This window comes from Bradyrhizobium sp. WBOS08 (assembly GCF_024585125.1).
Lineage (GTDB): Bacteria > Pseudomonadota > Alphaproteobacteria > Rhizobiales > Xanthobacteraceae > Bradyrhizobium > Bradyrhizobium japonicum_B.
In genome coordinates this window covers 1,934,337-1,952,457 of record NZ_CP028988.1, presented here as the reverse complement: position 1 = coordinate 1,952,457, position 18,121 = coordinate 1,934,337, and the positions used below count along the sequence as shown (strand labels likewise).

General features: G+C 66.9%; 17 protein-coding genes. 13 read left to right on the top strand and 4 right to left on the bottom strand.

Annotation, left to right across the window (positions count from 1 at the left end; all coding sequences use genetic code 11):
* Positions 1–2: 2 nt before the first annotated feature.
* The 8 genes from DCM80_RS09420 (at position 3) to DCM80_RS09385 (ending at position 10,182) form a co-directional block, all read left to right on the top strand.
* A complete protein-coding gene (locus DCM80_RS09420) occupies positions 3–1,184 on the top strand; it encodes a PepSY domain-containing protein (RefSeq protein WP_257196715.1) in 1,182 nt (393 codons plus the stop codon).
* Positions 1,185–1,255: 71 nt separating this feature from the next.
* Entirely contained in the window at positions 1,256–2,488 is a 1,233-nt protein-coding gene (locus DCM80_RS09415; RefSeq protein WP_257196714.1) for a rhodanese-like domain-containing protein, read from the top strand.
* Between the two features lie 149 nt (positions 2,489–2,637).
* Positions 2,638–3,882: a phosphoglycerate dehydrogenase gene (serA, locus tag DCM80_RS09410; RefSeq protein ID WP_257196713.1), complete on the top strand. Its 1,245-nt coding sequence runs from the start codon at positions 2,638–2,640 to the stop codon at positions 3,880–3,882.
* 82 nt (positions 3,883–3,964) lie between these two features.
* A complete protein-coding gene (locus tag DCM80_RS09405; RefSeq protein ID WP_257196712.1) occupies positions 3,965–5,626 on the top strand; it encodes a tannase/feruloyl esterase family alpha/beta hydrolase in 1,662 nt (553 codons plus the stop codon).
* A gap of 48 nt (positions 5,627–5,674) precedes the next feature.
* Positions 5,675–6,157, top strand: a complete 483-nt coding sequence (locus tag DCM80_RS09400) for a MarR family winged helix-turn-helix transcriptional regulator (protein ID WP_257196711.1) — start codon at positions 5,675–5,677, stop codon at positions 6,155–6,157.
* A complete protein-coding gene (locus tag DCM80_RS09395) occupies positions 6,154–6,924 on the top strand; it encodes an enoyl-CoA hydratase (protein ID WP_257196710.1) in 771 nt (256 codons plus the stop codon). Before DCM80_RS09400 ends, DCM80_RS09395 begins: the two co-directional genes overlap by 4 nt.
* Before the next feature lie 106 nt (positions 6,925–7,030).
* A complete protein-coding gene (locus DCM80_RS09390) occupies positions 7,031–9,112 on the top strand; it encodes a methyl-accepting chemotaxis protein (RefSeq protein ID WP_257196709.1) in 2,082 nt (693 codons plus the stop codon).
* A 131-nt stretch (positions 9,113–9,243) separates the two neighbouring features.
* On the top strand, positions 9,244–10,182 hold the full coding sequence (locus DCM80_RS09385) for a dihydrodipicolinate synthase family protein (protein WP_257196708.1): 939 nt from the start codon (positions 9,244–9,246) through the stop codon (positions 10,180–10,182).
* 138 nt (positions 10,183–10,320) lie between these two features.
* Here the strand turns inward: DCM80_RS09385 and DCM80_RS09380 are convergent, their stop codons facing one another.
* The 3 genes from DCM80_RS09380 to DCM80_RS09370 are packed head-to-tail and all read right to left on the bottom strand — an operon-like array spanning position 10,321 to position 12,887.
* The gene (locus DCM80_RS09380) at positions 10,321–11,019 is read right to left on the bottom strand and encodes a DUF1045 domain-containing protein (RefSeq protein WP_257196707.1); all 699 of its coding nucleotides are present in this window, start codon (positions 11,017–11,019) and stop codon (positions 10,321–10,323) included.
* A gap of 18 nt (positions 11,020–11,037) precedes the next feature.
* A complete protein-coding gene (locus tag DCM80_RS09375) occupies positions 11,038–12,231 on the bottom strand; it encodes an alpha-D-ribose 1-methylphosphonate 5-triphosphate diphosphatase (RefSeq protein WP_257196706.1) in 1,194 nt (397 codons plus the stop codon).
* Entirely contained in the window at positions 12,228–12,887 is a 660-nt protein-coding gene (locus DCM80_RS09370; RefSeq protein ID WP_257196705.1) for a chloramphenicol acetyltransferase, read from the bottom strand. Before DCM80_RS09370 ends, DCM80_RS09375 begins: the two co-directional genes overlap by 4 nt.
* Positions 12,888–13,060: 173 nt before the next feature.
* Here DCM80_RS09370 and phnC point away from each other — a divergent pair, with 173 nt between their 5' ends.
* The 4 genes from phnC (at position 13,061) to phnE (DCM80_RS09350) (ending at position 16,679) form a co-directional block, all read left to right on the top strand.
* On the top strand, positions 13,061–13,870 hold the full coding sequence (gene phnC, locus DCM80_RS09365; protein WP_257196704.1) for a phosphonate ABC transporter ATP-binding protein: 810 nt from the start codon (positions 13,061–13,063) through the stop codon (positions 13,868–13,870).
* Positions 13,871–13,943: 73 nt separating this feature from the next.
* The gene (gene phnD, locus DCM80_RS09360; RefSeq protein WP_257196702.1) at positions 13,944–14,879 is read left to right on the top strand and encodes a phosphonate ABC transporter substrate-binding protein; all 936 of its coding nucleotides are present in this window, start codon (positions 13,944–13,946) and stop codon (positions 14,877–14,879) included.
* A 73-nt stretch (positions 14,880–14,952) separates the two neighbouring features.
* The gene (gene phnE / locus DCM80_RS09355; RefSeq protein WP_257196701.1) at positions 14,953–15,837 is read left to right on the top strand and encodes a phosphonate ABC transporter, permease protein PhnE; all 885 of its coding nucleotides are present in this window, start codon (positions 14,953–14,955) and stop codon (positions 15,835–15,837) included.
* A complete protein-coding gene (gene phnE / locus DCM80_RS09350) occupies positions 15,834–16,679 on the top strand; it encodes a phosphonate ABC transporter, permease protein PhnE (protein WP_257196700.1) in 846 nt (281 codons plus the stop codon). Before phnE (DCM80_RS09355) ends, phnE (DCM80_RS09350) begins: the two co-directional genes overlap by 4 nt.
* Positions 16,680–16,807: 128 nt before the next feature.
* On the opposite strand, the gene phnF is transcribed toward phnE (DCM80_RS09350), so the two are convergent.
* On the bottom strand, positions 16,808–17,536 hold the full coding sequence (phnF, locus tag DCM80_RS09345) for a phosphonate metabolism transcriptional regulator PhnF (RefSeq protein WP_257196699.1): 729 nt from the start codon (positions 17,534–17,536) through the stop codon (positions 16,808–16,810).
* 119 nt (positions 17,537–17,655) lie between these two features.
* Here phnF and phnG point away from each other — a divergent pair, with 119 nt between their 5' ends.
* Entirely contained in the window at positions 17,656–18,120 is a 465-nt protein-coding gene (phnG, locus tag DCM80_RS09340) for a phosphonate C-P lyase system protein PhnG (RefSeq protein ID WP_257197913.1), read from the top strand.
* Position 18,121: the final 1 nt, after the last annotated feature.

The window sequence follows — 18,121 nt, the reverse complement described above, 5'->3', positions numbered from 1 at the left end:
CCATGGCGGCACGGACTGGACGCACCATCAAGGCGGTCCTGTTCCAGGTCCATTCCATCGCGGGCCTGATCCTCGCGCTGCTGCTGTCCGTGATCGCGCTGACCGGCGCGATCATGAGCTTCGAGGACGAGATCGTCGATCATCTCAATTCCGGCATCATGCAGGTCGCGCCGCGTCAGGCGCCGGCGCTGATGCCTGACGAGCTGGTGACGCGGCTGACGGCAGGACAGGATCTCGGCAAGGTCTCGGCGGTCACGCTGTCGAGCGATCCGTCGGCGGCGGTCCATGTCCGCTTTGCGCGTGACGAACGGGGCGACCGGCCGACCTCGCTCTATGTCGATCCCTACGACGCGCGCGTGCTGGGCTCGCCCCGCGGCGAGGCGTTCTTCGCGACGGTGCGCCGGCTGCATCGCTGGCTCCTCATCCCCGGCGACGGCAAGGGCTGGGGACGACGGATTACCGGCACTATCGCGCTTGGCCTGATCGTCATGCTGGTGTCGGGCCTGGTGCTGCGCTGGCCGCGCCGGGCAGGCAGCGTGAAGATGTGGTTGAAGCCGAACTTTGGACTCAGCGGCCGCGGATTGCATCGCTCGCTGCACACCGTGATCGGGACATGGCTCCTGCCGGTCTATCTGACGATGACGCTCACCGGGCTCTACTTCTCCTTCGAATGGTACAAGGACGGCGTGACCTGGCTGTTGGCGCGTCCGCACGCCGCCGCAGCGAAGATGGCGGCAAAGCCGCCGCGCCTGGCCAACTCCGGGCCGGTGCCGTCAATCGGCTTCGATCCGGCATGGACCACGTTCCAGCGCGAGGAGGGCGATCGGTTCTCCAGGGCCTTGCTGACGCTGCCGGGCGGACCGGGTAAGACGATCCGCATCCGCTCTTGGGGGAAGGCCTCGTTGCTCGAAACCGCGCGCGACGAATTTCGCATCGACGCCGTCACGGGGCAGTTGGTCTCCGCGGAGCGCTATGCCGACAAGACGTTCGGCGAGACGATCATCGCGGCCATCTACGACACCCATCGCGGCGAAATCCTGGGCTGGCCGGGCAAGCTCGCGTTCATGATCGCCGCGATCCTGATGCCGTTGTTCTCGGTCACCGGAATCCTGCTCTATCTGTCGCGCCGCAGGCTGCGCCGTTCGACGCCGCCACCGCTCGGGCGGCTCGTTCCCGGCGAGTGAGCCGACAAGGCTAGCCAACGCGCTTGCAATCGGTCAAAAGCCCATGGCCTGTCTTCGCTAGGGTCCGTGCCATGAAGCTCCCGACCGTCACTCCCGCCGACATCCGCCGCGCACTGTTGCTGCGCGAGGAGATCGCGCTGCTCGATCTCAGATACGAGGCAGGCTTTGCGACCGGGCATCCGCTATTCGCGGCCAACATGGCCGTCGACCGGATCGCGATCGAGGCCGAGACCAGGCTACCTCGCAAGGAAGTGCCGATCGTGCTCTATGATGATGGAGAGGAGCTGGTCGCGAGCGGCGCCGAGCGTCTTGCCGCGCTCGGCTATACCCATATCAGCGCGCTCGACGGCGGGCTGAAGGCGTGGCGCGCGGCGGGCTACGAGGTCTTCGCAGACGTCAATTCCTATTCGAAAGCGTTCGGCGAGCTGGTCGAATCGCGCAGGCACACGCCCTCGCTCAGCGCCGACGAGGTCGCCAAGCTGATCGCCGACGAGGCCAATATCGCCATCCTCGACGTTCGCCGTTTCGACGAATATGCGACCATGAACATTCCGGGCTCGGTCAGCGTGCCCGGCGCCGAGCTGGTGCTGCGGGCAGGGCAGGCCGCGCCGGATCCTGACACCACCATCATCGTCAATTGTGCCGGGCGCACCCGCTCCATCATCGGCACCCAGTCGCTGATCAATGCCGGCGTGCCCAACAAGGTGCGCGCGCTGCGCAACGGCACCATCGGCTGGACGCTGGCGCGGCACAGGCTCGACCACGGGGCCGACAGGCGTGGCGAGATCGGGCCGTTCGCCGGTGGCCCTGCCAATGCACGCGATGTCGCCTATCGTGCCGGCGTTCGCCACATCGGGGCGCGCGAGATGGCGGCGCTGGTCGCGCAGACGGATCGCACGCTCTACCGTTTCGACGTACGCGAGGCCGAGGAATACACGGCCGGTCACCTCCCGGGCTTCCGGCATTATCCGGGCGGCCAGCTCGTGCAGGAAACCGACATGGCGGCTCCAGTGCGCGGGGCGCGCATTCTGCTCACCGACGACAGGGGCGTCCGCGCCGACATGACGGCGTCGTGGCTGGCGCAGATGGGGTGGGAGGTCTATGTGCTGGAAGCCGGCTATGACGCCACGCTCGAGATCGGCCCGCCGCGCGTGCTGCCCAGACCCGATCCGGCCCACCGCTACCGCCGGCCCTATGAAGGTACCGACGTCGCGCAAGCCGCGATGCAGGCCTATCTCGATTGGGAATATGGCCTCGTCGAGCAGCTCCGCCGCGACGGCACGCACGGGTTCTACGTGATTTGATTCTGCCGGCCGTCGCGTGCAGATGACGGAGTTGGTGGGATGCCAAGCTCAGCTACATCCCGCCATCTTCTCCCGTATCTGCCCCTATTGTGCTGCGCATCCTCCGCGGTCTATGTGCTCAGGCAAAGCTCATCATCTACGGAGACACCATGTCAGCCCCAGGCCAAGGCCCTGAGCGGAACGCCAAGGCGCTGCTGCTCGAAGGCGTCAATGATAGCGCTGTCGACCTTTTCAGGAGCGCGGGCTTCACCAATGTGGAACGGCTGACCAAGGCGCTCGACGGCGCGGATCTGCGCCGGGCCCTCGACGGCGTGTCGTTGCTCGGCATCCGCTCGCGCACGCAGATCACCGATGAGGTGCTCGCCGCCGCCGACCAGCTGCTCGCGGTCGGCTGCTTCAGCGTCGGCACCAACCAGGTCGATCTCTCGGCGGCGCGCAAGCGCGGCATTCCCGTGTTCAACGCGCCGTTCTCCAACACGCGCAGCGTCGCCGAGCTCGTGATCGGCGAGATCGTGATGCTGCTGCGGCGGATCTTCCCGCGCTCGGTGTCGGCCCATGCCGGCGGCTGGGACAAGTCGGCGACCGGCAGCCGCGAGGTGCGCGGCCGCACGCTCGGCATCGTCGGCTACGGCAATATCGGCTCGCAGCTCTCGACGCTGGCCGAAGCCATGGGCATGCGCGTGATCTATTTCGATCGCACCGACAAGCTCCGCCACGGCAACACCGAGCCGGTCGAACGACTGGACGAGCTGCTGGCGCAGAGCGACGTCGTCAGCCTGCACGTGCCGGAGACGCCGGAGACTGCGGGCATGATCGGCGAGAAAGAGCTGCGGGCGATGAAGCCGGGCTCGTTCCTGATCAACAACAGCCGCGGCACCGTGGTCGATCTCGATGCGCTGGCGCGCTCTTTGCGCGACGGCCACCTCGCCGGCGCCGCCATCGACGTGTTTCCGGTCGAGCCGTCGTCGAACGCGGATCGCTTCGAGAGCCCGGTGCAGGGCCTCGAGAACGTCATCCTCACCCCGCATATCGGTGGCTCCACCGAGGAAGCGCAGGAGCGCATCGGTGGGGAAGTCGCGCGAAAACTGGTCGACTATTTCATCACCGGTTCGACCATGGGCGCGGTGAATTTTCCGGAAGTGCAGCTGCATTTGCGTCCCTCCGGGGCGCGCTTCAGCCATGTCCATCGCAACGTGCCCGGCATGCTGCGGCGGCTCAACGAGGTCTTCCTGCAGCGCGACATCAACATCGCCGCGCAATATCTGGAGACATCGGGCGATCTCGGCTACGTCGTGCTCGATGCCGATCTCGCGGGGCAGGATTCGGCCGCGCTGCTGCAGCAGATCCGCAGCCTCGACGGCACGATCGGCGCGCGGCTGGTGTTCGAGCACTAAAGCGTCATTGACGGTGAGCCGGCGGTCGCATTGAATGCGGCCTCTGGTGGATTGAATAACAACTACAAACCGGGTGGAAACGATGACGCTGACAAGAGCGAAGCTGTGCGCATGGCTGGTGGGTACGGCGGCGGCGCTGAGCGCGAACGTCGCGGGGGCCGCGACGCTGACAGCGGATGCAGAGACGGTCTGCAAGGGCCTCGTTGGCGGCGCCGATGCCGTGAAGATCGATTCCGCAACGCTTCAGGCGCCCTCACAGCTCATTGTCGCCGAACGCGGACCGACGCCGTCGGCGCGTATCACGCCGGCCAACCCGGCCTTCTGCAAGGTGCTCGGCCATATCGACCCCATCGATCCCAAGGCGCCGCCGATCAGATTCCAGGTCAACCTTCCCGTCGAATGGAACGGACGCTCGCTGCAATATGGCGGCGGCGGCTTCAACGGCGTGCTGATCACCGGCCTTGCGCTGCCGCCGGCCCATCCCTTCGACAAGCCGTCGCCGCTGGCACGCGGCTTCGTCACCTATGGCACCGACTCGGGCCACGAGACCAAGCCGGGCGAGCCGCCGCAGGTCTTCGCGCTGAACGACGAGGCGTTCGAGAACTTCGCCCACCGCGCCTACAAGAGAGTGCGCGACGTTGCGGTTGCGCTGATGGAGCGCGCCTACGGCAGGAAGCCCGACAAGATGTACTTCATGGGCTCGTCCGAGGGCGGCCGCGAAGGCCTCACCATGGCGCAGCGCTATCCCGATGACTTCGATGGCATCTTCGCCCGCGTGCCCGTCATCAACTGGGTCGGCCTGCAGCACGCCGGCACGCGGTCGGGTCTCGTCACCATGGGGGCGGGCTGGATCAATCCGGCGCAGGTGAAGCTCGTCGGCGAGGCGGTGCGGGCGGCCTGCGACAAGGCCGACGGCTCCGACGATGCGCTGGTGCAGAACCCCGTCGCCTGCAAGGCCGCCTTCAAGGTCGAGACGCTGCGTTGCGCGACCGGGCAAAGCGGCGATCGGTGTCTCACCGATGCGCAGATCAAGGCGATCGAGACGCTGCACGCGACCTACAAATTCCCGTTCCCGCTCGAAAACGGCCTCGACGATTATCCGGGCTGGGGCGTCTCGGGCGAGGATATTCCGGCGATCGGCCCGACCGGCGGCTGGACCGCGTGGTGGCTCGGCACCGCGCCGCCGGCACAACCGCCCGCGCCCAACAACGGCATCGCCTGGATCTACGGCGCCGGCGGCATCCAATATGTGTTCGCGCGCGATCCCAAGCTCGACGTCACCACCTACAAGGTGGAGGAGCACAAGGCGCGGCTGCTCGAAGTGTCGAAGCTGATGGATTCGACCAATCCCGATCTCAGCCGCTTCCGCGCGCGCGGCGGCCGTCTGATCATGCTCGAGCACATGGCCGACTACGCCCAGAGCCCCTATGCCGGCATTCGCTATTTCGAGAGCGTCGAGCGCAAGCTCGGCAAGGCCGAAACGGCCGAGTTCGCGCGGCTCTACACCGCACCCGGTGTCGACCATGTCGGCTCCGGCGCACCGGCCAATGTCGACATGCTCAGCGTGCTGGTCGACTGGGTCGAGAAGGGCAAGGCGCCGGGCGATCTCGAAGTGGCCGAGCAGAAGGTCGAGGCGCCCTCGTTCACGACGCTGCGCGCGCTGCCGCTGTGCCGCTGGCCGGCCTGGCCGCACTACAAATCGGGACCGGTGACGGAAGCGGCGAGCTTCACCTGCGCGCCGTAGCCAAACGGCTCGTTTGACAATGACCTCGCGCTCAGCTAGATATTTCGCATGCGAAATAATGGCGCCGACGCGCGGCATCATCGGCTGATCTACCTGCTCAGTGTCGCGCAGCGCCGCTTGCAGCGTTGGATGGCGGCGCGGCCCGAGAGCGAGGTGACGCCGGCGCAGGCGGGGTTGTTGTTCATCCTCGGCAAGCAGGACGGTGTCCTGATGGGCGAGGCGGGCGCGGCGCTCGACATGGGGCCGGCCGGCATTTCCGGCCTCGTCGACCGCACCGAGGCTGCGAGGTTGATCGAGCGGCGGGCCGACCGCGAGGACGGCCGCGCCTGGCGCATCTTCCTGACGCCGAAGGGACGCAGCGTGCTGGCGCAGGCGAAAGCTGGCGCGGCCGAGATCAACGCGGCCCTGACGGAGGGGTTCACGGCCGCCGAGATCGACATCGTCGCGCGCTGGCTGACCAGCATTCAGGACAAGTTTCCGAGGCCTTCGGACGACAAGGCCTTCAGACGAATCGAAGGAGCAAACCCATGACCGAGCACGTCCGCATCGAGACCAACGGCGGAATTCTCACTCTCACGCTGGCGCGTCCCGACAAGAAGAACGCGCTGACCGATGCGATGTACGGCAAGCTCGCCGACGCCATCGAAGCCGCCGAGGGCGACACCTTCACCCGCGTGATCCTGATCCGCGGCGAGGGCGACATGTTCACCGCCGGCAACGACGTCGGCGAATTCGCCGCGGTCGCAACCGGCAGGTCCGAAGGCAGCCGCAACGTCATCCGCTTCATCCAGTCGCTGGCGCGCTGCACCCGGCCGCTGGTCGCGGCGGTGCAGGGCCGTGCCGTCGGCGTCGGCACCACGATGCTGCTGCATTGCGACCTCGTGGTGCTCGCCGACAACGCGCAATTGTCGACGCCTTTCGTCAGCCTCGCGCTGGTGCCGGAGGCGGCCTCCAGCCTCTTGATGCCGGCGCGCATCGGCCATGCCCGTGCCTACGAGATGTTCGCGCTGGGTGAGGCGGTGCCGGCGCAGACGGCACTGCAATGGGGCATCGCCAACCGCGTGGTGCCGCTCGACAAGCTCGATGCCGAGGCGCTCGCACTCGCGCAGCGCCTTGCCCGGCAACCGGCCGGCGCCCTCACCGCCACCAAGCGCCTGATGCGCAACGGCGAGGTGCTGGTGGCGCAGATGCAGGCCGAAGGCGAGCAGTTCGCCCAGCGCCTGCGCACCGCCGAGGCGCGCGAAGCGTTTACCGCCTTCGCCGAGCGTCGGTCGCCTGATTTCACCAAGGTCGCGTGAATCAGTGGCTCGAAAGGCCGGCGTTTAACATTTGATATAAGCTTAACGGACTTTTGGCATGTCACGATGCAAGGTGACCGCTCGTGGAGAGCAGGTCCCCTTAGCCATGTCAATTTTTAAGAAATCGGTAAGCAAGCTACTTCTTGTTCTGATGGCGCTTTTGGCCGCCGGCGCGCTGGCCAGCACCGCGTTCCAGATGGTCGGGGCGTTCGGCCGCTACAGCGACAGCCTGGAGACCGAGCGGCTCGCGGCTGCCGACAAGGCGATCTTCCACGGCGTGCTCGCATTGCGCAACAATCGCGGCGATGCGCAGAGCGCGCTGCTCGGCGAGGACGATCCGCGTGCCAAGCTCGGCGCCGCCGAGAAGGCCGAGCAGGCCGGCTACGATGCCATCGTCGCGGCGCTCTCTACCGTCGAGTTCGCCCGCCGCGACGAGCTCGCCAGCACGCTGAAGCAGCGCTGGAGCGAGGCCGCGCCGAAGTTCCAGCTGTTCTACGACGAGGCCAAGCTGCCGCGTGCCGAGCGCAAGGTCGAGCGCACCGCGCCGTGGTATGATGGCATCACCAAGGTGATCGAGACCGCGAATCTGGCATCCACTGCGGTGTCGAACCGCGCCTGGACCAACGATCCCTTCATCGCCCGCATGATCCAGGCCCGCCGCCTGGCTTGGCAGGTGCGCGACCGTTACGGCATCCAGTGCTCGACCCTCCGTCCCAACGTCAACACGTCGAAGCCGCTCGACGAGACCCAGAAGCAGACCGTGGCCGGCTGGAACGGCATCGTCACCGCCGGCTGGACCGGCCTGGAGGAACTGCTGGCCGCGCCCGACGTGACGTCAGACCTCGTCAATACCGCGAAGCAGGCCAGGGCCAAGACCGACGGCGTGCTCAAGCAGATCGGCGATCTCACCAAAAATCTCGACGGCAGCGGCAAGCCGGCAATGCCGGCCTCGGAATGGAACGCGCTGTGCCAGTCGCCGTTCGCGCCGATCGTCGCGGTCGCCAATACGGCGCTCGACCAGTCGATCGCGCGTGCGGAAGCCGTCCAGGCCAAAGCCCTCACCAATCTCATCGTGCAGTCGTTCGCGTTCCTGCTCGCGCTGGCCGTGACGCTGGCCGGCGTGTTCGTGGTGCGCAATCGCCTGATGCGGCCGGTACGCGCCATCCTCGATGCCATCGCCCGCATCAGCGCGCGCGACTATGCGACGCCGGTGCCGCAATCCCGGCATCCCGACGAGTTCGGCACCATGGCCGCCGCGCTCGAAAGCCTGCGCGAGAGCGCGGCCACCGCGGAACGGCTGGGCCGGGAGCGTGAATCGCAGCAGGCGCTGCAGCTCGCGCGCTCCGGCACCGTCGATTCCGCCTGCCGCAGCTTCGACGACACGGTGCAGGCGGTCATCCAGAGCGTTGCGGCCTCGACGCGCGAGCTCGATGCCACCGCCACCGGCGTCCGCTCGCTGGTGTCGCAGTCGAGCAGCCAGACCGCGGCGGTCTCCTCCGCCGCCGAACAGGCCACCAACAATCTCGAGACCATCGCCGCAGCGACCGAGGAGCTCTCCGCATCCGTCGGCGAGATCTCGGCGCAGGTGCAGTCCAGCGCCCGCGAGGCCCGCGAGGCCGTCGCGCAGGCCGAGCAGACCAACGCGACGGTCGAGATCCTCGACCAGACGGCGAGCCGCATCGGCGAAGTCGTCAAGATGATCAACGCCATCGCCGGCCAGACCAACCTTCTGGCCTTGAACGCCACCATCGAAGCCGCACGCGCGGGCGAGGCCGGCCGCGGTTTCGCCGTGGTCGCCGGCGAGGTCAAGAGCCTGGCGTCCCAGACCGCGACCGCGACCGAAGAGATCTCGCGCCAGGTCGAGGAGATCCAGGCCGCGACCGGCCAGGCGGTTGCCGCCATCCGTTCGATCGGCGGCGCCATCAGCGGCATCAACGAGAAGATGACGGCGATTGCCGCCGCCGTCGAGCAGCAGCGCGCCGCCACCACCGAGATCTCGCGCAACTTCCAGCAGGCCGCGCAAGGCACTCGCGAGGTCACCGACACCATCGGCAGCGTCGCCAGGCTCAACCAGGAGACCGGCAATGCCGGCACGGTTCTGTCGGAATCCGTCAAGAAGATGTCGGCCGACGCCGATCGTCTCCGCGTCGCGGTCGAGGGCTTCCTGGGCGCGGTGAAGACCGCCTAGTTTCGCCTCATTCTTCCATTCTGAGATCGTGCGTTCGGCATTGCCGCCGGTCCGCGCGGCGGCTACATCTGTGCCGCCTCGCGCCGTGAGCGCAGCGCCGGACGCAAGACACATCAGGGATGGAGAGTTCGATGCCGGTCACCCCCCACCAGGCCCAGCGCCCCTATCGCGGCGTATTCCCGGTCGCGCCAACCATCTTCGACGAGCGCGGTGAGCTCGACCTCGAGGGGCAGCGCCGCTGCATCGATTTCATGATCGATGCCGGCTCGCACGGCCTCTGCATCCTCGCCAATTTCTCCGAGCAGTTCGTGCTGACCGATGTCGAGCGCGAGAGCGTGATGCATGCGGTGCTGGAGCATGTCGCGGGACGGGTTCCCGTGATCGTCACAACCACCCATTTCAGCTCGGCCGTGTGCGCGGCGCGCAGCAAGCAGGCGGAGGCGGCGGGCGCCGCCATGGTGATGGTGATGCCGCCCTATCACGGCGCGACCTTCCGGGTCCCTGAGAAGGGCATCGTCGAGTTCTTCAGGGTGCTCTCGGACGCGATCGACATTCCGATCATGATCCAGGATGCACCGGTGGCCGGCACGCCGCTGTCGGTCGAGCTGCTCGCTCGGCTGGCGCGCGACTTTTCCAACATCCGCTATTTCAAGATCGAAGTAGCGGGCGCGGCCTCAAAGCTGCGCGGCCTGATCGAGGCGGGCGGCAAGGACATCGAAGGCCCGTGGGACGGTGAGGAGGCGATCACGCTGCTCGCCGATCTCGACGCCGGTGCCACCGGCGCGATGACCGGCGGCGGCTATCCCGACGGCATCCGCCAGATCATCGATCCCTATTTCGCCGGCGACCGCGACAAGGCAAAGGCCGCTTACGAACGCTGGCTGCCGTTGATCAATTACGAGAACCGCCAATGCGGCCTGATCGCCTGCAAGGTCATGATGCAGGCCGGCAGCGTCATCAAGTCGGACGCGGTGCGCCATCCGCTCCAGCCGCTGCATCCGGCGACCCGGGCGGGGTTGCTGGAGCTCGCCAAGGAGCGCGATGCGTTGGCGCTGCGGTGGGGGAAGTAGCGCCCAAGGCTCCACTGCCGTAGGGTGGGCAAAGCGGAAGCGTGCCCGCCACCTGTTGCTATTGAGAGAAAGATCGTGGGCACGGCGCGCTGCGCCTTTGCCCACCCTACGAACGCTGAATGCGACGCGCCACCTCAGCTAACGCGTCAGCATCCACTCACCGATGATGCGAAACCGCGCCCTTGCATCACCCTGCTTGAACAGCGCGATGCGGTCGATCTCGAGCGTCTCAATTCCAAGCGCCGCAAACCGCGCCCGCAGCATCTCCAGGATCGGTCCGCGCCGCTCCGCATCGAGCCGTCCGGTCAGCGTCATGTGAAAGCGGAATTCCTCCATCACGTAGGGGTAGCCCCAGCGGTCGAGATAGTCGCGCTGCCGTTCGCTCAGCTTCTCCGGCTTGCGCCGCGCGCGATCCTCCGCGGTCAGCGCCGCACGGAAAGCGTCGAATTCGCGGACGCAATCGGCGGCGAGCTGCTGCAGGGCCGCGACCGGCTCGGCTGGAATGACGGCGATGAAGCCGCTGATGGCATCGACGACTGGCCGGATCACGGGACGCGGCCGCGACTTGCCGGCGAAGGCCGCGCAGGCGGTCATCAGCTCGGCTTCGGTCCTGCCAAATGCCAGCGCCATCGGTGCCTTCAGCGTGGCATGAAAGCCGTATTTGCGCGGATCGGCGCTGATGTCGCGCCAGTCAGGCGCGACCTCCAGCGCCTCGCGCGGAAACGGCAGTTCGCTGCCGGCATAGGCATCGTAGCCGAGCAGCTCGGCGCCGAAGCGGGAGAGGGGGCTGTTGTTGCCTGCGGCAAAATAGATCGCGTAGCGGGGAAAGCCTGTCATCGCGCGAGCATAGCCGGTTTAGGCCGCGGCGACAGCTTCGCGCGGCATCGCCGCCGCACTCAGGAGCCGCGTCGCATCGGTGAGATGGACCAGCTTGCCGCCCGATATCACCGCGATCAGCCGCGGCCGCAGCGGCACGTCGTCGTCGACCAGCAGAATGTCGGCGCGGCGGCCTTCCGCGAGCACGCCGCGATCGGTCAGGCCGGTCGCGCGCGCAGGGCCGGCAGAGACCAGATTCCAGGCCTCCGTCAGCGGCAGCACGCCGTCGGCGGCGAGCCGGAACGCGGCGAGCAGCTGGGCGGGATAGTAGTAATCCGATGCCAGCACCGAGCAGAGCCCTTTGGCGATCATGTCCGAGGCCTTGGTCCAGCCGGTGTGGCTGCCGCCGCGCACGACGTTCGGCGCGCCGTAGACGATGGCATCGCCGTGGCTTGCCGCCGCCTGCGCGGTCTCCTCGTTGATCGGAAACTCGGCGATCAAAGCGCCGAGCTCGCGAAACTGCCGGCGCATCGCCGGCGTCGCGTCATCGTGCGAGAGCATTCGCACCCCGGCCGCGCGGGCCGCGGCGGCCAGACGCGCAACGGAAGCCGGCACCTCGTCGGCGCGCGAGACCACACGCTCGACCAGCCGGTCGAATTCCTCGCCCGACAACCCGGTGCGCTCCACCATGCGGTTGCGCTTGCGCGGCTTGGCCATGTCGGCGACCGTGCCGTCCATGTGGTCGTTGAAAGCGAACAGGTCGACGCGGCCTTCCATGAGCCACTGCGCGATCTCGGCCTCGGCGTCGAGATTGTAGGTTTCATGCCGCAGATGGAAGCGGGTGTCGGCGGCGAATTGCGGGCGCTGCCGCTCGATCGCCTCCATCAGTCCGCGCGCATTGTCCGCGCTGCGCAGACCCGGCTCCCAGGAGCAGGTGGTGGCGTGGAACACCGTGGTGATGCCGTTGCTGATGGCCTGGCGGTCGCTGTCGGCGAGCGCGACGTCGATCGGGAAGTCGACACCGGCACGCGGCATCATCTGCCGCTCGAAGGCATCGCCGTGAAGATCGACGATGCCGGGCAGCACCAACAGGTTGCGTGCATCGATCGCCAGCCGCGCCCGGCCGCGAGAGGCGTCCATCGCAGTGATGTCCTGCCCGGACACCGCCAATGACGTTTCGACGAATTCGGTGCCGATCAGGGTCCGGCCGCCTTCAAGCAAGATGTCTGTCACGCGACCGCGCTTCGTTTGCTGGCAGGGAGAGTTGCCCGTGCTTCGTATGCCGCCAGAAAATCTTCAATCCCGAGCTTGCGGAAATCGGGCAGGGCCTCGCGCAATTTGTCGTGATCCCAGTCCCACCAGGCAAGCCGCGCGAGACGCCCGGCGATCTCCTCGGAGAACCGTCGCCGCACGATTCGGGCCGGATTGCCGGCGACGATGGTGTAGGCCGGCACGTCCTTGGTGACGATGGCGCCGGCCGCGATCACCGCGCCGGTGCCGATGTTGCGGCCCGGCAGCACGATCGCGCCGTGGCCGATCCAGACGTCGTGGCCGATCTGGACGTGATGCTGGCGCCGCCAGTCGAAGAAATCGGCATCGTCGCTTTCGCCGTCGAAATAGGCGCTGGAGCGGTAGGTGAAGTGCGCCTGCGTCGCGCGATGCATCGGATGGTTGCCGGGGTTGATGCGCGTCATCGCCGCGATCGAGCAGAACTTTCCGATCGTCGTGTAGGTGATCTGCGAATCGTTCACGACATAGGAGTAATCGCCCATCGCCACTTCGTGCAGGATGGTGCGCGCACCGACCTCGGTATAGGCGCCGAGCCGGGCCTCGTGCAGCCTGGCCGAGGGATCGATGGTCGGCTGAACTGAAAGAGCTTTGGCGGCCATGTCGAATCCGGAATGCGAGGGCGGGCGTACCTCTTCATGCGGCTCGATGACGATGTCATGACACGACGATGACAGGGAATGAGCTGTGCAGGATCGCCGCACCGCAACGTGCCTGTCACACAAGTGTCAAGCGCCGGCGTTAGCGATTGGCCCCAGTTAATCTGGAGCCCTGCATGCTGGTGGTGGATGGTCTGACGTGTCGCTTCGGCGCGAAAGCCGCGGTGGACGATGCCTCGTTTCAAATTTCTCCCGGCGGCTTCGTCGGTGTGATCGGACGGTCCGGCGCCGGCAAATCGACCCTGCTGCGGAGCATCAACCGCCTGGTGACCCCGACCGAGGGACGCATCCTGTTCGACGGGATCGACGTCACCGCGCTGCGCGGCAAGGAGCTGCGGCAATGGCGGGCGCGCTCGGCCATGATCTTCCAGCAGTTCAACCTGGTCGGCCGGCTCGATGTCCTCACCAACGTGCTGATGGGGCGGCTTGCGACGATGCCGGCCTGGCGCTCGCTGTCGCAAATGTGGCCGGAGCAGGACAAGGCGCTGGCGATGTCCGCGCTCGAGCAGTTCGATATCGCCTCGCTCGCCGCCCAGCGCGCCGACCAGCTCTCCGGCGGTCAGCAGCAGCGCGTCGCGATCGCGCGCGCCCTGGTGCAGCAGCCCGACATCATCCTCGCCGACGAGCCGATCGCTTCGCTCGACCCGCGCAACACCAAGATCGTGATGGATGCGCTTCTGCGCATCAACAAGCATTTCGGCATCACTGTGCTCTGCAACCTGCATTCGCTCGATCTCGCCCGCAGCTATTGCGATCGCTTGATCGGCATGGCGCAGGGCCGCGTGGTGTTCGACGGCGCGCCGGCCGCGCTGACCGATCACGTCGCACGCGAGCTCTACGATCTCGAAGCTGCCGACGTCATGGGCGCCGTGCCTGCGCCGGCGCCCGCGGGCGTTCCCGCGCTCGGGACGGCGGCCGCCGCCTGAGCAGATCTGTTTCGTTGCAAGTCTTCCTTGCAAGTTTTTGCGTCAACCGACCCCAACCGATGAAGAGGGTATCATGATCACTCGCAGACTGGTCCTTGCCGGCGCCGTCGCGCTCGCATTCACGACTTCGGCCCTCGCCGCCGACTGGAAGGCCAAATATCCCGAGCTGACCTTCGCGGTCGTCCCGGCCGAGAATGCCTCCGGCGTCACCGAGCGTTGGGCGCCGTTCGTGAGCTATCTCTCCAAGGAGCTGGGCGTGAAGGTCACGCTGCGCATCGCCAACGACTACGCCGCCGTGATCGAAGGCCAGCGCGCCGGCAACATCCATATCGCGAGCTACGGCTCGGCTTCGTTCGCCCGCGCCCGCCTGACCGGCGTCAAGACCGACGCCTTCGCCAACGACATCAACGCCGATGGCTCGACCGGCTATTATTCGGTGTTCTTCGTCAAGGCGAACAGCGCCTACAAGACCCTCGATCAGCTCAAGGGCAAGAATCTCGGCCTGGTTGACCCGAACTCGACCTCCGGCAACAACGTGCCTCGCTTCGAGCTCGACAAGTTGGGTATCCATGACGCCGACAGCTATTTCGGCAAGGTCGTCTTCACCGGCAGCCACGAGAACGCGATGCTGGCGCTGGCGCAAGGCACGGTCGAGGTTGCCGCCAACCAGTGGACCAGCGACGACGATTCGACGCTGGCGCAGATGCTGACCAAGGGCATGCTGAAGAACGCCGACGGCTCGGCCATGAAGAAGGGCGACTTCCGCATCGTCCATAAGTCGGCGCCGATCATCAACGGCCCCTATGCCTACAATTCCGACCTGCCGGAAGACGCCAGGGCCGCCATTGCGAAGGCGTTCTTCGACGCGCCGACCAAGGACAAGGCCGCTTTCGATCGCCTCTCCGACGGCCAGAAGAAAGGCTTCCATCCCGCCACCACCAAGGATTGGGATGGCACGATCGAGTTGATCAAGTTCGTCGACGCCCTGCGTAAGAAGAAGGCGTCCTGAGTATCGGGGCGATGCCACTGGAGCCGGGTCCTTCGACCCGGCTCTTTCTTTGACGGGACTTCATCTCGAGCCCATGACAACAGCGGTTTCGATCCTTCCCGAGCAGCAGCTCGCCGTGCTCAACGCCGCCTATCGCCAGGCGGTGGCACGCCGGCGGCTCCGCCTCCTGTTCGGCGCCGCGATCTTCGCCGCGGCGCTGGTTCTCGCCGCGATCGGCGCGGAAGTGAATCTGCGCACGCTGTTCAGCTATTTCGGCAACTTCGTCAGCTATTTCGACCGCATTTTCACGCTCGATAGCGGCCAGCGCGTCTGGACCGATGTCGGCGAATGGCTGTGGGGCTGGCGCAAATGGCTGAAGATGCTGGGCGAGACCCTGCTGATCTCCTACGTCGGCACGCTGATCGGCGCGACCCTCGCATTCGGCCTGAACTTCCTCGCCGCCGATAACACCTCGCCCGCACCCTGGCTGCGCTTCATCGTCCGGCGCCTGCTGGAATTCGCGCGCACCGTTCCGGGCATCGTGTTCGCGCTGGTGTTCGTGATCGCCTTCGGGCTCGGGCCGATGGCCGGCGTGCTCGCGATCGCGATCCACTCCACCGGTGCGCTCGGCAAGCTGTTCTCGGAGATCGTCGAGAACGCCGACATGAAGCCGGTCGAGGGCATCCGCTCGACCGGCGCGAGCTGGCTGTCCTGCATGCGCTTCGCGGTGGTGCCACAGGTGACGGCGGGCTATGCCAGCTACGCGCTGCTGCGTTTCGAGATCAACGTCCGCGAAGCCTCCGTCATGGGATTCGTCGGCGCCGGCGGCATCGGCCAGGAGCTCGTCGTCGCCATTCGCAAGTTCTATTACTCCGACGTCAGCGCCATCCTGCTCACCATCATCGTCACCGTCTTCATCATCGACATCGGCACCTGCTGGCTGCGCGGCCGCCTGTTCGGCAAGGAGGCGCGGACGTGACGCCGCACGAGGTCGATCCGCGAGAGCTTCGCGCCCGCTATCCCGACGTGTTCGACCGTCCCGCTTCGGCGCGGCTCGCGATGCCGGCGATGATCGTCGCGGCGTTCGCGATCCTGATCTACGGCCTGGTCGATCTCGACTTCTCGCCCTCGCGGTTCTTCGCCGGCCTCAGCCAGCTCGGCTGGATCACTTTGATGATGATCCCGCCAGATCCCGGCTCCTCGCTGCCGGTCTATCTCAAGGCGCTCGGCGAGACGCTGTCGATCGCGCTGCTTGGCACCACGCTGGCCGCAATGTTCGCGCTCCCCGTCAGCCTGCTCGCGGCGCGCAACGTGGTGCCGTCGAAGCTCCTGCGCTTTCCGGTGCGCCGCGTGCTGGATTCGATCCGCGGCGTCGACACCCTGATCTGGGCGCTGGTCTGGATCAATGTCGTGGGCCTCGGGCCGTTTGCCGGGGTGCTGGCGATCGCCGTGTCGGATTTCGGTGCGTTCGGCAAGCTGTTCTCGGAGGCGATCGAGGGTGCCGACCAGAAGCAGGTCGAGGGCATCCGCGCCTCCGGCGGCAGTGCCCTGCACGAGATCCGCTTCGGCCTGATGCCGCAGGTGCTGCCCGTCATCGCCGGCCAGGTGCTCTACTACATCGAATCCAACACCCGCTCGGCGACCATCATCGGCATCGTCGGCGCCGGCGGCATCGGCCTGCAACTCGCCGAGCAGATCCGCGTGCTGGAATGGCAGAAGGTGTCGTTCCTGATCCTGATGATCCTGGTCGCGGTCGCCGCGATCGATTTCGTCTCGGGCAAGCTGCGCTTTGCGATCATCGGCAAGCGCGCTGTCGCCTGACCACAGGTGCCGTAGGGTGGGCAAAGCGAAGCGTGCCCACCACCTTTAGCGATGGAGAATGATCGTGGGCACGGCGCAAGTGCGCCTTTGCCCACCCTACGAGACCGGTGTCGCGGAGAGCGCTCCCCCTACGACTCCACCAAAAACTCCACCCGCTCCGCGGCAAATCGCGAATGCTTGGTCATCAGCGGCCTGCCGTCGAGGGCGTGGTCGGTGGCGTCGACCACCAGGATCGGGCGTCCCAGCGCGAGATCCAGCCGGGCCGCGTCGGTGGCGTCCACGATGCCGGCGGTGATCCGGGTCGCGCCGCGGCGATAGTCGCGTACGCCGTAATGCGCGAGCAGCTTGGTCATCGAGCGCGTGGCCGCGAACACGGCGCCCGCATTCGGGAACAGCTCGGCCGACAGCCAGGTGGTGGAGACGCAGATCGGGGTGCGGTCGGCGAGGCGGATCGCCTCGATCCGCACCAGGGGCGCGCCGGCCTTCAAGCCCAGCTCGCGCGCCAGCTCGCGGGTGGCGACGTCGTCGGAGGCCTCGATCAACTGGCCGCGCGGCTCGCGGCCGCCGGCACCGACGATCTCGGAGAACCGCGTGCGCGAGCGCAGGGGATAGGCGAGCTTCTGCGCCTCGACATAGGTGCCACTGCCGCGCTCGGCGCGCACCAGGCCGCGCTCGGCGAGGGCGGCCAGCGCGCGCCGCACGGTGTGGCGGTTGACGCGGTAGGTTTCGGCGATCTCCATCTCGCCCGGCAATTTGTCGCCGGCCGCGAAACGGCCGTCGGCGATGCCGCGCTCGATGCCGTCGGCAACGAGGCGCCACAGCGCGACGCCGGACGATGCAGTGTCTTGCATGCTCATATCGCCGGTCAGCCTAGCCCAGAAATCACGCACTTGTCACGAAACAGTCATGGCGCGTCCGTATGAAGTTGTCTAGTATCATAGACAACTTCGATGCGGCAAGTTCTGTCAAAGGTTCGGTGGACCAGGTGACCCAGCACAATACCAAGCAAGCCCAGCGCAAGGCCGCGATGGCCGTGCTGGCGCACGCGGAGGCGGGCGAGATCGCCGCCCGCCTCCGCGACTTAAGCATCCCTGACCATCAGGATTTGCGCGCGCCGGAAAACGGCCTCGTCATGCTGCGCGGCCGGGCCGGCGGCGACGGCGCGCCGTTCAATCTCGGCGAAGCCACGGTGTCGCGCGCAGCGGTGAAGCTCGCGAGTGGCGAGGTCGGTTTCGGCTACACGCTCGGGCGGAATAGTGAGAAGGCGCGGCTGATCGCGCTGTGCGATGCGCTGGTGCAGTCCCGCGACTTCGGCGGCGCGGTGGAGCGGGATGTAATCGCGCCGTTGCGCGAGCAGCTTATGATTCGCCGCAAGCAGGCGGCGGCCGAGACCGCCGCGACGAAGGTTGATTTCTACACCATGGTGCGCGGTGAGGGCTGAG